The sequence below is a fragment of the Flavobacterium sp. PS2 genome (genome assembly GCF_046250155.1).
In the GTDB taxonomy this organism is placed as follows: domain Bacteria; phylum Bacteroidota; class Bacteroidia; order Flavobacteriales; family Flavobacteriaceae; genus Flavobacterium.
Genome location: NZ_CP176426.1, coordinates 2,783,286 through 2,797,735 on the forward strand (window position 1 = coordinate 2,783,286; position 14,450 = coordinate 2,797,735).

The following is a 14,450-nucleotide window of genomic DNA, read 5'->3' on the forward strand; positions in this document are numbered from 1 at the left end:
TGATTTCTATCAATTAATAATATTAACAAATTCAAAAAACCATATTATGTTAAAGAACATTTTAAAATTAGAAGGTGCTCAAAAACTAACTAATAGCGAGCAAAAAAGCATTAATGGAGGAGGCGACTGTGTTATTCTTTGTTGTCCAGAAGTAGGATGTATATGTGTTTTTAAAGCAAATATTCCGCTTCAATGTTATAGTAGTTAATTGATTTTGCTCAATTGACAAATTAGTAGTATTGAGCCCCGAGAATCATAAGATGACTGGGGTATTTTTTAATTTTTAATCCATATATCATGTTAAAAAACATTTTAAATCTAGAAGGTGCTCAGAAAATTGAAAAAAATGAGCAAAAAAAGATTAGTGCTGGTAGTGCTCCATATTGTGAAGCAGGTTTTTGTGCAAGACGTTCATTGGAAGATGGAAAATGGGTATGGGATTGTTTACCATGCTAATTAAGTTTATTTAATCACTTTAATTTAAAATATAATATCATGTTAAAAAACATTTTAAACTTGGAAGGCGCTCAAAAAATAACTAAAAATGAGCAAAAAGTAATTACAGGAGGTGGTGCGCCACTTTGTGACGAGGGTTTCTGTGCAGAACGTTTATTAGAAAATGGAAAATGGGTATGGCGTTGTATGCCTTGCTAATTAAGTTTATTTAATCACTTTAATTTAAAATATAATATCATGTTAAAAAACATTTTAAACTTGGAAGGTGCTCAAAAAATAACTAAAAATGAGCAAAAAGTAATTACAGGAGGTGGTGCGCCACTTTGTGACGAGGGTTTCTGTGCGGAACGTTTATTAGAAAATGGAAAATGGGTATGGCGTTGTATGCCTTGCTAATTAAATTTATTTAATCATTTTAATTAAAAATAATATGTTAAAAAATATTTCAAAAATAGACGGAGCTCAGGAGTTAACAGAAAATGAGCAAAAAGTAATTAAAGGAAACGGACCTGGCGATTTTATCGTTTGTTGTCCTGAAGATAATAATATTGCCTATCCAGATTGCAGATTTATTGAGTGTTCTAGATAATTTTTATACTAGGGTTTATGAGTTTTAGGCATAAACCCTAGTTCTTAAAAAAAGTGAAGTATTAACGAATTAATAAAAACTAATTATGTTAAAAAATATTTTAAACTTAGAAGGGGCTCATCAATTAACCAAAAATCAGCAAAAGAGTATTCATGGAGGTATAGCCTGTACTAAAGGAAGAATATGTCCAACAGGAACATATTGTGTTGTCTCAGGCGAATTTGAGGGGCTTTGTAGAAAAAATTAGTAAATATTTATTCAACATTAAAAAAACGATACTTATGTTAAAGAATATTTTAAAATTAGAAGGAGTTCAAGAATTGAACATAACAGAGCAGAAAATAATAAAAGGTGGTACAGAGAAACCTAAAGAGGGATGTGCTGTAGATTTTTGTTTAAATATTTTCGGTGTTTGTGTTCGTTGTGAGCCTTAATGAAAATTAATTTTTTAAAACAATACTTATGTTAAAGAATATATTAAATATTGAAGGCGCACAAAATTTAAGCAAAAGCGAACAAAAAATGCTTGTTGGAGGAGGTAAAATCCCATCAGGAAACTGTAAATGTTTTTGCTATAATGGAGGTCCTGTAAAAATAAGTTCTTCTTGCTTTTCTTATTGTGCTGATGGTACAATACCAGGATTAGAAGAAGGAAGTACTGGGAATTGTACATTTCCTGGAGGCGGAGCTTAATTAATTAATTTTTAAAACTTTATATCATGTTAAAAAACATTTCAAATTTAGAAGGTGCTCAAAAATTAACTAAAAATGAGCAAAAAAGTATTAAAGGTGGTTTAAAAGATTGTATTGATCCTAATACAAATCAGTGTAAGTATTATAGCTTATCATGCGCTAGTCCATGTCGTCCAGGGATAGAGCCTTAATAATGTAATATTAATTAAGTTTTTGTTAGTCCGTAAAACGACTAACAAGAACTTAATGTTTTAATTGTTTTTTGTGTAACTAATAAAACTAAATATCATGTTAAAAAAGATTTTAAATTTAGAAGGTGCTGAACAATTAACAAAGAACCAACAAAAAAGCATCAAAGGTGGTTTGGAGTATTGTCGTGATTGGAATACGGGTCTCTGTAAGTACTATAAGATAACCTGCGCTAGTCCATGTAATGTACAGCCGTAGGTTTTAAATAAAATTATAATTTGTTAAGTGTTAGTAAGGTTGTTCATTAAGATGATAAAGAGGAGGTGGTTCCTCTTTATTATTTTATATTCGAATATGAAATAATTAGAGTATATTGTCCTTGTAAAACAAGATTTAAAATTGAAAAAATTCCCCAATTATAAACAAGCAGATTTTAAGGACTGCGGTCCTACCTGCTTAAAGATTATTGCAAAGCATTATGGTAAGTCCATAAATATTCAAGAACTACGTGATTACAGTGAGACCACACGGGAAGGAAGTAATTTGTTGTTCTTAAGTGATGCTGCAGAAAAAATTGGTTTTCGAACCTTAGGAGTTAAACTTAATGTACAGAGTCTGGAAGAAGCTCCTTTGCCTTGTGTCTTACATTGGAATAAAGAACACTATGTTGTGCTTTATAAAATTAAGAGAGGTATCTATTATATTTCTGATCCAGCTTTTGGATTGATAGAATATAATCAGAAAGACTTTATTAAGTTTTGGATAGGAAATAATGCCGATGATTCTACTCAGGAAGGAATTGCATTATTGTTAGAAGCCACTCCAAGATTCTTTCAGTCCGAGTTTGATAAAGAAGATAAAAAAGGCTTAGGATTTGGGCTATTATCGCAATATGTCTTGCGATATAAATCATTCCTAATCCAGTTAAGTATAAGTTTACTGGCTAGTAGTTTACTACAGCTTATTTTTCCTTTTCTTACCCAGAGTATTGTCGATGTAGGGATACAAAATCAAAACATTCATTTTATTTATTTAATTCTGTTTGCGCAATTATTTCTTTTTGCAGGAAGAACAGGGTTAGAACTTATCAGGAGTTGGATATTATTGCATTTATCTACCAGAATAAATATCTCTTTAATTTCAGATTTCTTCATCAAATTAATGAATTTACCAATTTCATTTTTTGATGTCCGAATGACGGGAGATATTATGCAACGTATAAACGACCATCGTCGTATAGAGAGAATCCTTACCACATCATCATTAAATGTATTGTTTTCGGTCATTAATATGATAATTATGGGAGGAGTCCTAGCGTATTACAATCTTCAGATATTCTTAGTGTTTTTTGCAGGAAGTATTCTGTACTTCGGATGGATAACCTTATTCTTAAAACGAAGAGAGGAACTCGATTATAAGCGATTCTCAGAAGTTAGTCAGGAGCAAAGCAAGGTTATGGAGCTTATAAACGGAATGCAGGAAATAAAACTGCATAATGCCGAAAAGCAAAAAAGATGGGGTTGGGAGTATGTTCAGGCAAGATTATTTAGAGTTTCTATAAAAGGACTTGTTCTGGAACAAACTCAAACAATAGGTTCGTCTGTAATTAATGAATTAAAGAATATTTTTATAATTTTCCTTTCTGCAAAATTGGTAATCGATGGTCAGATCACACTTGGGATGATGCTTGCTATAAGTTCTATCGTTGGGAGTTTAAATGGACCAATTACACAACTTATAGAGTTTGTAAGAGAAGTACAAGATGCCAAAATATCGTTGGCAAGACTATCCGAAATTCATGATAAAGAAGATGAGGTACAGCAAGAAGTACATCAAACCCAAGATATTCCTCAGGATAGTGATATAATTATCAAAGATTTATCGTATCGTTATTTAGGTTCGGATATTCCTGTTTTAGATGATTTAAATTTGATAATTCCTGCACACAAAGTAACTGCCATTGTAGGCGTTAGCGGAAGCGGAAAAACCACTTTAATGAAGTTATTACTAAAATTCTATGAGCCAAATAATGGAGAAATTAATTTAGGAAATACACAACTTAAAAACATTTCGCAAAAAGCATGGCGTAATAACATCGGAGCAGTTATGCAAGAAGGATTTATTTTTAGTGATACAATTGCTAATAATATAGCTATTGGGGTCGATAAAATAGATAAAGAACGATTGGTTTACGCTGCAGATGTGGCCAACATAAAAGAATATATCTCTAGTTTACCTCTTGGTTATAATACCAAGATAGGATCAGAAGGTGTTGGTATGAGTACAGGACAAAAACAACGATTATTAATTGCGAGAGCAGTTTATAAAAATCCCGAAATGTTATTTTTTGATGAAGCAACTTCAGCATTAGATGCAAATAATGAAAAATCAATTATGGGGAAATTAGATATCTTCTTTAAGGATAAAACAGTTGTAGTAATTGCGCACCGATTAAGTACAGTGATGAACGCAGATCAAATTGTTGTTTTAGACAAAGGAAAGATCATCGAAATAGGAAGTCACTCAGCATTAGTAGAACAAAAAGGGAATTATTTTGAATTGGTTCGTAATCAATTGCAATTAGGAAATTAAAACATGGCAGAAGACAATACAAAATTTGAATTAAGAAGCGAAGAAGTACAAGATATCCTTACAAGAGTGCCACATTGGATGATACGATGGGGAACGGTTTTAATCTTTGCAATAATATGCATGCTGTTTTTTGTTTCCTGGTTTCTTAAATATCCAGATGTTGTGAGTACAGAAATAAGTATTACAACGTCTATTCCTCCTGAGAAATTAGTAGCAAAAACTACTGGAAGAATCGAAGCAATTTTAGTAAAAGATAAAGCAAAAGTGTCAAAAAATACACCGCTTGCAATTATCGAAAATTCAGCTAATTATAAAGATGTCTTTGTTCTAAAAAACACAGTAGACAATTTTAATATAAATGACAGAAATAAAGAATTTCCATTTGCTTCCCTAAACAATATGCAGTTTGGAGAGATGGAAAATGCTTATGGAGTATTTCAGAAGGACTATGCAGCATGGAAACTTAATGAAAACCTACAACCTTTTCAGGTAGAAAATAATGCTCAAAAATCAGAACATACCCAGATAAAAGAACGATTGGCTATTTTGCAGCAGCAAAAAAGCATCAACGAAAGCGAATTACAACTTCAAAAGAACGATGTTAATCGTTTCGAAGCTTTATATGCAAAAGGGGTTATTTCTACACAAGACTTAGAAAATAAAAAGTTGAGTTATCTTCAGGCAGATAAGAATTATAAAGGATTGCTTTCATCAATATCGCAATTAAAATCATCCCTTATAGAAAACTCCAGATCTAGTCAAGGTACTAAAATAAGCGGAACGAAAGAAGAAGTGAATTTAGAGCGGAACTTAATGCAATCTTTTTATCAGTTAAAAAAAGGGATTAAAGATTGGGAATTAGCTTACACATTAAGATCCTCAATTCCGGGTATAGTTACTTTTTTGCAAGTATGGACAGAGAGCCAAACAATTACTTCGGGAGAGAATGTCTTTTCGATTATTCCAGATACTGAAAAAGGATATATTGGCAAAGCCAAAGCAAAGGCTCAGAATTCAGGAAAAATTAAACTAGGACAACAAGTTAATATTCGATTGTTTAATTTCCCAGACAGAGAGTTTGGTGTAATTAGAGGCAAGGTCGAAAATATTTCGCTTATTCCAGATAAAGATGGGAATCTATTGCTAGATATATCGCTACCTAAAGGATTGGAAACATCGTATAAAAAGAAAATTCCTTTTCAACAAGAGATGAAAGGTAGTGCAGAAATTGTTACCGAAGATTTACGATTACTCGAAAGAATACTATATCAGTTTAAGAGCCTTTTTAGACAGAATTAAGATTTGATGTCTTACAATCATTGTGTCTTCTCGCTATATTTTTGAATCAGTCAAATCCTAGGTTATAAATTTAACAAAATTGATCTTTAATGTTTATTGTTTTTGATTATCTGTTTGTTTTTTAATAGCCTATGTTTTTATCTTTAATGTTATGCTTAGAAATTACGATGTAGTTTTTAAACTATTTTATCAAAGATGATTTTCTATTAAAAACGAGGTGTTTGCTGGTTTTATAATAGATTCAAAATATTCTTGCGCGAGATTAGACATAAGATTCAAATGTCTTTAAACGATTGGGTTATTAACGAAACTATAAAATTTTAAATTATGTTAAAAAACATTTTAAACTTGGGAGGTGCCAAAAAATTAACCAAAAACGAACAAAAATCAATTAACGGAGGTGGGGCTAAATTTAGTCCGGAAACAGGATGGTGTTTTAGTAATTATAGTTCTTGCGATGATACTTATCCGAAAAGCTATGCCGGTGGTTGGTGTTGTGAAAGATAGTTTTTAAAATATATTAGAGAGGAAGTTCGCTTTCTCTCTGTGTTATTTTACAATTAAGATAATTCTTTTCTACACTTTTTAACATAGCAATCTTTCGTTAGCTCGATATATTCGAGAATAAAAGGTGTAGTTACTTCCTATAATTTATTCCTCAATAGAGACACCATTAGCTTTTAATTTGAATTAAAAGCCAATAATATTTACTTCAAATATATTATGTTTCTCGCTCTTATAAACCAGTTAAGTTTCTGGTTATAAATTTAACAAAATAGACGCTCAATGTTTATTGTTTTTTATTATCTATCTGTATTTTAATTGGTTATGTTTTATCTTTAATGTTCTGCTTAAAAATTACTATGTGGTTTTTAAACTATTTCATCAAATGTAATTTTCTATTAAAAAACAAAGGTATCAGCTGGTTTTGTAATAGAATTAAAATATTCTTACGCAAGATTAGACAGAAAGTTCAACTGTCTTTAAACGATTGGGCTATTAACAAAACCATAAAAAACAAATCATGTTAAAGAACATTTTAAATTTAGAGGGTGCCAGAAAACTAACCAAAAGCGAACAAAAATTAATTAGTGCAGGAGAATGGAGATATTCTGAAGCAACGGGTTATTGTGTTTATCCACTTCCTGTTTGTAGCGGAGCGCTTTATTCAAAACAATATCCGGGTAACTGGTGTTGCGAAAAATAATTTTTAAAACATACCAGAGAGAAAGTTCGCTTTCTCTCTGTGTGTTTTTATAATTGAGTTACTTCTTTTAGCCGGTTTTAAAGTTTATATTTTTTAGATAGTGATCTTTCGTCAACTCGATATATCCGATAACGAGACCTCATAATTACTTCTTCAATAACGATTATTCATTTTTAACTAGATTCAAATCGATGACATTTCTTTTAAAAGGACTGTTGAAATTTTCATGCGTTTTTGTTTCTATTGTGTCAGTTTAATCTTGGGTTATAAATGTAACAAAATAGGTTCTCAATGTTTGTTGTTTTTGTGTATATATCTATTGTTTAATTAGTTGAGTTCTTATCTTTAATATTGTGCTTAAAAATTCACATGTAGTTTTTAAGCTATTTTATCATCGACAAATTTCTATTAAAATACTAGTTATATGCTAGATTCTTTAATAGACTTAAAAATATTCTTGCGTGAGATTAGACAGAAAGTTCAAATGTCTTTAAAAGATTGAGCTATTAACGAAACCATAAAAAAACAAATCATGTTAAAAAACATTTTAAACGTAGAAGGTGCTCAAAAATTAACAAAAAGCGAACAAAAACTAATTAACGGTGGAGCAGTAGGAGATTGGACATATTCCGAACAAACAGGTTATTGCGTTTATTCTGTAGAAGCTTGCGGCTTTGGAGTTTATCCAAAAAGATATCCTGGAAACTGGTGTTGCCAAAAATAATATCTTAAAACAAGTTAGAGAGAAAGTTCGCTTTCTCTCTTTGTAAGTTTTTTAAAACCTACATTTTTAAATAGAAATCCTTGGTCAATTCGATGTATTCGGGAGTATAAACATGTCTTTCAGTTTCGATAATTAATTCATCGATAGAAATGTCTGTGTTTTCAGCGCGATTAAAGGCTAATAAACTACGTTTAATATCGCTTACAGATGTTCCTTTTACTCGAGTGATTTTAAAAGGATATAACTCAAATTCTTTGGCTAGAGTAATAAATTTCTCTTCTTCTTTAAATGGAATAATTACTGAGAAGATTCCGTTTTCCGAAAGCAATAAATCAGCCGCTTCAACTAAATCTTCAAAAGGCATTGCGTCTTGAAAACGTGCTAAATCTCTTTGATCGTTATCAGTTTTGTAATCTTCGCTGTAAAAAGGAGGGTTTGATACAATGATATCATATTCGTCTTCAGGTTCTTCCATGAACTCGTCTAATCCTGCATGATAACAAAATAAATGGTCATTCCAAGGAGCGTTTTCAAAATTATCTACAGCTTGTTCATATGCAGCTTCATCTATCTCTAAAGCGTCGATTTGTTCTGCTGAGGTTCTTTGTGCTAGCATCAAGGCAATAAGTCCAGTTCCGGCTCCAACATCTAAAATGCTAAAAGGATTATTGGTTATAGGAGTCCATGCGCCTAATAAAACACCATCAGTGCCAACTTTCATAGCAGTTTTATCTTGTAGAATAGAGAATTGTTTGAATTTAAACATAAAAAAGAAATTCCAATTTTTTTAAATTCCAAATTTCAATTAGAAAGGAGGGAATTCTAAAAAAAGAAATTCCAAATTCCAATTGCAAAAAGGAGTAAAACTATATGAGTTTTGAGTTGCAAAAGTAAGATTAAAATCTCAATAATTATTTTGAAGTTTTGGTGATTATTGCTGATAAAATTTTTCGTAATTCTTCTACTTCGAATAATAAAGAATTTGAAAGTGTTCTTTGATCGGGATTTGATTCATGTAATAAGCGTAACCAGAATTTAGATTCTTTAGCTTCTTTTCGAGAGATTTTAAGTCTAAATATTAAATCTTTATCCCCAAGTTTTTCATTTGCTTCAATATAATTTGCTCCTACAGAACCAGAAGATCTAACTAATTGTTTTCCGTCTTCTATGTTTGATGTTGTTTTAGGTAAAGTTCTAATATATGTTCTACATTCATTTGCAAACAAAAAAGTTCGTTCTTCTAAATCGTAAGGTTTGTTAATCATAATACTCCAATTTTTAAATTCTAATAAAGATGGCACAATTATTTTATAAAAATAAGTTTTTTCTTTCAAATTTAAAATTTAGAAAAAATATTCTTTAAAAGGTGGGATTTGGAATTTCAGATTTGGGATTTTCCTTTCCAGTATTGGAATTTGAGATTTGAAAAATTGGAATTTTCCTTCCTAGTTTGGAATTTGGAATTTCAGATTTGGAATTTTCCTTTTCAGTATTGGAATTTCTAATCTAAAGGTACATTTCAACCAAGCCTTCAGGTAAATTCATGATAACTTTTTTGTTATCACGGTCAATTTTTACTAAGAAATGGTCAATCATAGGGATTAACATCTCTACTTCGCCATTAATAACTTCAAAAAGAGGTTGGGCAGTAGAGTCATTTACAGAAACTATTTTCCCGAAAACGCCTAAGCGTTGGTCTTCTATTTCGAAACCGATAACTTCGTGGAAATAAAATTTGTTACCAGTAAGTTTAGGTAACATGCTTAAAGGAAGATAAATGGCGTTACCCATAATGGCATCGGCATCTTCCTCAGTAGTCATATCTTCAAAACGAATTCTTAAGAAATCGTTTTTGTGTATTGAGCTACTTTCAATAAAAAAAGGAACCAAGTGTTTGTCGCATTCGACAAACACTGATTCCAAGTTTTCGTATAACTCAGGTTCGTCCGTGTCTAAATAAGCCAGAACTTCACCTTTGAAACTAAATTTTTTCGCGATTTTACCTAAATAAAAACATTCTTCTTTACGCATTCTCGCTTAATATAATTATGCTTCAGTTGTTTCGTTATTTTCTTCAGCAGCAGGAGCTTCTTCAGTTGATGCTTCAACTTCAGCAACTTCTTCTACAGCAGGAGTAGCAGCAGCGATAGCGTCAGCTTCAGCTTTTGCAGCAGCAGCTAAACGTTTTGCGTTTACTTCTTGTTCAGCTTTAAAAGCTTTAGATTTAGCATCAGCTTGCGCTTTAGTTAAACCATCTTTCTTAGCGTCAACTTTTCCAGCTTTTGCTTCTAACCAAGCAGCTAATTTTGCATCAGCTTGTTCTTGAGTTAAAGCACCTTTGCGAATACCACCTTCAAGGTGATGTTTCAACAAAGCTCCTTTGTAAGAAAGAATTGCTTTAGCAGTATCAGTTGGTTGTGCACCATTGTGTAACCATTTAACTGCACTATCAAGGTTTAAGTCGATAGTTGCTGGGTTTGTGTTTGGATTGTAAGTACCGATTTTCTCTAAGTATTTACCATCTCTTTTTGAGCGTGCATCTGCAGCTACAACCCAGTAAAAAGGTTTTCCTTTTTTACCGTGTCTTTGTAATCTAATTTTTACTGACATAATCGTTTGATTAAATTTTGAGGTACTCGACCTCTATTAATTAAGGGTGCAAAGATATAATTTTATTCTGAATTACAATTTCTATTTTTTAATTTAATGTTTAAGCCCTTATTTGCTAGTTTTTTATGGTTCTTTTAAGAGATAGATCTAATTATTTTGTTTTTTAATTGATAATTTTGCCAAAATTTAATTTGAATATGAAAAAGTGGTTTTTTCTATTGCCTCTACTTTTATTGTTTTTTGCCTGTGATAAGGAAGAAGTGGTGTCGAGTAGTCCTGCATTTCAGTTCTTGAAAAATGATGTTTTTTGGAGAACTACAACTTATAGTGCTACTATTGATAAGGACGGAAAACTTGTAATTACTGGAGGTTTGAATGATGAAAAAGTCGTATTACAAACAGCTTCGGTAAATGTTAAAACATATGCTTTGGGAGTCGATGATGTTTCTACTGCTACATATATAAATTCATTGCCAAAGCAAGAAACTTTGTATAAAACAGGTAAAGGAATAGGAAGAGGTCAGATTATTATAACAGAGTATAATAAGGATACAAATACAGTTTCGGGCACATTTGCATTTATTGCTCCAGATAATGAAGATGTTGCGTCGGTCGAAAAAGCAGTCCGTTTTAAAGAAGGAGTTTTTTATAAAGTGCCAATTACGTTGGTTAACACATCGGAATAGAAAATTTTAGAGAAAGAAAAAAAAATCTATTTGCGACTCTTCTTACTTTTTTTTATTGATAATAAAAACATAAATAAGCTAATTTATAGTAGATTAGAAAAAAATAAGATTACATTTGTTGCATATTAAAATAAGTACATATGAATATTTTTGTTGGAAGCCTTCCATTCAGTATTGAGGAAGCAGATTTAAGAGAGTCTTTCGAGGCTTACGGAGCAGTTGATTCAGTTAAAATCATTACTGATAAATTTACTGGAAGAAGTAAAGGTTTCGGTTTTGTTGAAATGACAAATGATGATGAGGCTCAAAAAGCGATTGACGAATTGAACGGAGCTACTGTTCAAGGACGTGCAATTGTTGTAAACAAATCTGAGCCAAAACCAGAAGGCGAAAGAAGAAGTTTTAATAACAACCGTGGAGGAAATGATTCTCGTGGTGGTTATGGTGGTGGAAACAGCCGTGGTGGAGACAACCGTGGAGGTGGAAACAGAGGAGGATATTAATATTTTTTTCTACAATATAAAAAAAGGTGTCAATTTATTGACACCTTTTTTGTTTGTATATGTTTTGCTGTAGAGATGTATATATTGTAGAGACGCACCGCAGTGCGTCTAATATTTTTTATAAATTAGCAACCAACCAATCACCAACTTCGCTGGTTTTGTAGGCTTTGGTTCCTTTTGGAGCTAAATCTTCAGTGACAATTCCTTGCTCTAATGATTTATTTACAACGGCTCTAATTGCTTCGGCTTCCTCTTTTAGTCCAAAAGCATCTTCAAACATCATTGCAGCAGATAAAATAGTTGCTAATGGATTTGCAATATTTAATCCTGTTGCTTGCGGATAAGACCCGTGAATAGGTTCATATAATGAAGTGTGTTCTCCAACAGATGCAGAAGGCATTAATCCCATTGAACCTGAAATTACCGAAGCTTCATCCGTTAAGATATCTCCAAATAGATTTTCAGTGATCAATACATCGTAAGAGTTTGGCCATTGTACCAATCGCATTGCAACAGCATCTACAAATTCATAAGAAACAGTTACTTCAGGATAATCTTTTTCCATTGCCTGAACTGTTTCTCTCCATAAACGTGAAGTTTCCAAAACGTTTGCTTTATCAACGCAACATAATTTTTTGCTACGTGTCATTGCAAGTTCAAAACCTTTTTTAGCTAAACGTTGTACTTCAGCTCTTGTGTAAACACAATTGTCAAAAGCAGTTTCTCCATTGTCTCTTCTTCCTTTTTCTCCAAAATAGATTCCTCCGGTTAATTCTCTTAAGAAAACTAAATCAGTTCCTTCGATTCTTTCTCTTTTTAAAGGAGAATTATCTATTAATGAAGGGAAAGTAAACGTTGGTCGAACATTAGCAAATAACCCTAATTTTTTACGCATTAATAATAAACCTTGTTCAGGTCGAACAGGCGCACTTGGATCATTATCGTATTTTGGATGACCGATTGCGCCAAATAAAACGGCATCGGCAGCCATACAAATTTCATGAGTTTCATCCGGATAAGGAACTCCAACTGCATCAATAGCACAAGCTCCTGTAAGAGCAGGTGTCCAGTTAATTTCGTGATTAAATTTTTTTGCAATAGCATCAGATACTTTTACGGCTTCATTAATTACCTCAGGACCAATTCCGTCTCCTGCTAAAAGGGCGATGTTAAATTTCATTTCTTTTTGAGTTTCTAAGTTTCTAAGTTTCTAAGTTTTTTTCCTTAGTAAGTCAGAATTTTTATTTATAATTGTTTTTAGGTTTAAAGCGGCAAAGGTTCAAAGGCTCAAAGGCTCAAAGTTTAAAGCAACAAAGAAAAAACCTTTGCGCCTTTGTTACTCTGAGCCTTTGTACCTATATTAAGGAATCACATTCAACATTTTTTGTGTGGCAATAATTGCGGCAACTGTCTGATCAGAATCTAGACCTCTTGTTTTAAATTCTTTTCCGTTATTAATCCAGGTAATAATAGTCTCGCATAAAGCGTCAGAACTACTTCCTGGAGGGATACGAACAGCATAATCAATTAACTTAGGTAAAGTCATTTTTTTGCTTTTGTAGATTTTGGTCAATGCATTCATAAAAGCATCAAACTGACCATCTCCTTGTGCATGTTCTTCTATGATTTCTCCGTCAAGATTTAAGCTTAATGTTGATGATGGACGTGTCCCTTTTGAATGCATTAATACGTAAGACTGTATAGTAATTTTATCTTGATACGTATGACTGTTTAAAACGTCAGAAATGATGTATGGTAAATCTTCTTTGGTAACCGTTTCTTTTTTGTCGCCTAATTCGATAATACGTTGAGTAACCAATTTTAAATCCTCTTGATTTAGTTTTAATCCTAATTCCTGAAGATTCTTTTCAATGTTGGCTTTTCCAGAGGTTTTCCCGAGAGCGTATTTGCGTTTTCTTCCAAAACGTTCTGGAAGTAAATCACTAAAATATAAGTTGTTTTTATTGTCACCATCGGCATGAATTCCTGCAGTTTGGGTGAAAACATTATCTCCAACAATTGGTTTGTTGGCAGGGATTCTGTAGCCAGTAAAGGTTTCTACCAATTTACTCACCGAGTATAAAGAAGTTTCTTTGATATTAATACTTACTTCTGGTAAATAATCATTGATTACGGCAACAGTACTTTCGAGAGGAGCATTTCCTGCACGTTCCCCCATTCCGTTTACAGTAACATGAAGTCCTTTAATGCCTGCTTTTACAGCTTCCATTACATTGGCTACACTTAAATCATAATCATTATGTGCATGAAAATCAAAATGGATACTTGGATATTTTGCAGTAATTTTTGAAATAAATTCGAAAGTTTGAGCAGGAATCAATACACCTAAAGTATCAGGAAGCAAAATTCTTTTGATGGGTTGTGTTGCTAAAAAAGCCAGAAAATCAAAAACGTATTCGGGAGAATTTCGCATTCCGTTGCTCCAATCTTCCAGATATACATTTGTTTCGATGTCGTTTTCTTTTGCTAAAGCAATACTTGTTGCAATTTCTGCAAAATGTTGTTCAGGTGTTTTTTTTAACTGATGTATAAGGTGGTTCATAGAACCTTTAGTTAATAAGTTCTGAACTTTAGCTCCAGCTTTTTTCATCCATTCGATAGAAACGCCACCATCTACAAAAGATAATACTTCAATTCTTTTAATGTAACCTCTTTCTTCTGCCCAAGATGTTATACTTTTTACTGCCTGAAATTCTCCTTCGCTTACGCGAGCAGAGGCAATTTCTATTCGATCAATATTTAATTCTTCTAATAGTAATTGTGCAATGGTTAGTTTTTCTGCTGCAGAAAAAGATACTCCCGATGTTTGTTCGCCATCACGGAGCGTCGTGTCCATTATTTCAATTTTTCTTTTTTCCATATTGATTTCTGTATTTCTTTT

The 14,450-nt window shown here is 32.2% G+C and carries 21 protein-coding genes; 15 read left to right on the forward strand and 6 right to left on the reverse strand.

The annotated features are described in order from the left end of the window. The first annotated feature begins 46 nt into the window (after positions 1-46). The 13 genes from ACJ6WR_RS11995 (at position 47) to ACJ6WR_RS12055 (ending at position 7,749) form a co-directional block, all read left to right on the forward strand. Positions 47-208 carry a hypothetical protein gene (locus ACJ6WR_RS11995; RefSeq protein WP_165572104.1) on the forward strand — a complete coding sequence of 54 codons (162 nt, stop codon included), beginning with the start codon at positions 47-49 and terminating at the stop codon, positions 206-208. 89 nt (positions 209-297) lie between these two features. Beyond that, positions 298-456 carry a hypothetical protein gene (locus ACJ6WR_RS12000; RefSeq protein ID WP_165572105.1) on the forward strand — a complete coding sequence of 53 codons (159 nt, stop codon included), beginning with the start codon at positions 298-300 and terminating at the stop codon, positions 454-456. Between the two features lie 39 nt (positions 457-495). After that, a complete protein-coding gene (locus ACJ6WR_RS12005) occupies positions 496-654 on the forward strand; it encodes a hypothetical protein (protein WP_165572106.1) in 159 nt (52 codons plus the stop codon). A gap of 39 nt (positions 655-693) precedes the next feature. Further along, positions 694-852: a hypothetical protein gene (locus tag ACJ6WR_RS12010; protein WP_165572106.1), complete on the forward strand. Its 159-nt coding sequence runs from the start codon at positions 694-696 to the stop codon at positions 850-852. Between the two features lie 34 nt (positions 853-886). Next, positions 887-1,045, forward strand: coding sequence for a hypothetical protein (locus tag ACJ6WR_RS12015; protein WP_165572107.1), 159 nt, complete (start codon positions 887-889; stop codon positions 1,043-1,045). Between the two features lie 281 nt (positions 1,046-1,326). Beyond that, a complete protein-coding gene (locus ACJ6WR_RS12020; protein ID WP_165572108.1) occupies positions 1,327-1,479 on the forward strand; it encodes a hypothetical protein in 153 nt (50 codons plus the stop codon). Between the two features lie 28 nt (positions 1,480-1,507). Continuing rightward, positions 1,508-1,738 (forward strand): hypothetical protein, encoded by a 231-nt coding sequence (locus tag ACJ6WR_RS12025; RefSeq protein WP_039113792.1) that lies wholly within the window; start codon positions 1,508-1,510, stop codon positions 1,736-1,738. A 26-nt stretch (positions 1,739-1,764) separates the two neighbouring features. After that, positions 1,765-1,929 (forward strand): hypothetical protein, encoded by a 165-nt coding sequence (locus ACJ6WR_RS12030; protein ID WP_165572109.1) that lies wholly within the window; start codon positions 1,765-1,767, stop codon positions 1,927-1,929. Between the two features lie 397 nt (positions 1,930-2,326). Further along, positions 2,327-4,519, forward strand: coding sequence for a peptidase domain-containing ABC transporter (locus tag ACJ6WR_RS12035; protein ID WP_039116973.1), 2,193 nt, complete (start codon positions 2,327-2,329; stop codon positions 4,517-4,519). Positions 4,520-4,522: 3 nt separating this feature from the next. Next, positions 4,523-5,818 carry an HlyD family secretion protein gene (locus tag ACJ6WR_RS12040; RefSeq protein WP_039116972.1) on the forward strand — a complete coding sequence of 432 codons (1,296 nt, stop codon included), beginning with the start codon at positions 4,523-4,525 and terminating at the stop codon, positions 5,816-5,818. Between the two features lie 327 nt (positions 5,819-6,145). Continuing rightward, a complete protein-coding gene (locus tag ACJ6WR_RS12045; protein WP_039113796.1) occupies positions 6,146-6,325 on the forward strand; it encodes a hypothetical protein in 180 nt (59 codons plus the stop codon). A gap of 517 nt (positions 6,326-6,842) precedes the next feature. Then, positions 6,843-7,025, forward strand: coding sequence for a hypothetical protein (locus ACJ6WR_RS12050; protein ID WP_035621975.1), 183 nt, complete (start codon positions 6,843-6,845; stop codon positions 7,023-7,025). A 532-nt stretch (positions 7,026-7,557) separates the two neighbouring features. Further along, positions 7,558-7,749, forward strand: a complete 192-nt coding sequence (locus tag ACJ6WR_RS12055) for a hypothetical protein (protein ID WP_039116971.1) — start codon at positions 7,558-7,560, stop codon at positions 7,747-7,749. Positions 7,750-7,807: 58 nt separating this feature from the next. Here ACJ6WR_RS12055 and ACJ6WR_RS12060 read toward each other — a convergent pair whose 3' ends face one another. The 4 genes from ACJ6WR_RS12060 to ACJ6WR_RS12075 form a co-directional block, all read right to left on the reverse strand. After that, positions 7,808-8,515: a tRNA1(Val) (adenine(37)-N6)-methyltransferase gene (locus ACJ6WR_RS12060; protein WP_409415374.1), complete on the reverse strand. Its 708-nt coding sequence runs from the start codon at positions 8,513-8,515 to the stop codon at positions 7,808-7,810. A 145-nt stretch (positions 8,516-8,660) separates the two neighbouring features. Further along, a complete protein-coding gene (locus ACJ6WR_RS12065) occupies positions 8,661-9,083 on the reverse strand; it encodes a four helix bundle protein (RefSeq protein ID WP_240474729.1) in 423 nt (140 codons plus the stop codon). Between the two features lie 172 nt (positions 9,084-9,255). After that, entirely contained in the window at positions 9,256-9,780 is a 525-nt protein-coding gene (rimM, locus tag ACJ6WR_RS12070; protein ID WP_039113800.1) for a ribosome maturation factor RimM, read from the reverse strand. 15 nt (positions 9,781-9,795) lie between these two features. Then, on the reverse strand, positions 9,796-10,359 hold the full coding sequence (locus ACJ6WR_RS12075; protein ID WP_039113801.1) for a 30S ribosomal protein S16: 564 nt from the start codon (positions 10,357-10,359) through the stop codon (positions 9,796-9,798). A 197-nt stretch (positions 10,360-10,556) separates the two neighbouring features. On the opposite strand from ACJ6WR_RS12075, the gene ACJ6WR_RS12080 reads away from it, so the two are divergent. Then, on the forward strand, positions 10,557-11,045 hold the full coding sequence (locus ACJ6WR_RS12080) for a DUF6252 family protein (protein ID WP_409415375.1): 489 nt from the start codon (positions 10,557-10,559) through the stop codon (positions 11,043-11,045). Positions 11,046-11,185: 140 nt separating this feature from the next. After that, the gene (locus ACJ6WR_RS12085) at positions 11,186-11,548 is read left to right on the forward strand and encodes an RNA recognition motif domain-containing protein (protein ID WP_039113804.1); all 363 of its coding nucleotides are present in this window, start codon (positions 11,186-11,188) and stop codon (positions 11,546-11,548) included. Positions 11,549-11,666: 118 nt separating this feature from the next. Here the strand turns inward: ACJ6WR_RS12085 and leuB are convergent, their stop codons facing one another. Both leuB and ACJ6WR_RS12095 read right to left on the reverse strand, forming a co-directional pair. Beyond that, entirely contained in the window at positions 11,667-12,728 is a 1,062-nt protein-coding gene (leuB, locus tag ACJ6WR_RS12090; RefSeq protein ID WP_039113805.1) for a 3-isopropylmalate dehydrogenase, read from the reverse strand. A 180-nt stretch (positions 12,729-12,908) separates the two neighbouring features. Next, positions 12,909-14,429: an alpha-isopropylmalate synthase regulatory domain-containing protein gene (locus ACJ6WR_RS12095; RefSeq protein WP_039116817.1), complete on the reverse strand. Its 1,521-nt coding sequence runs from the start codon at positions 14,427-14,429 to the stop codon at positions 12,909-12,911. Positions 14,430-14,450: the final 21 nt, after the last annotated feature.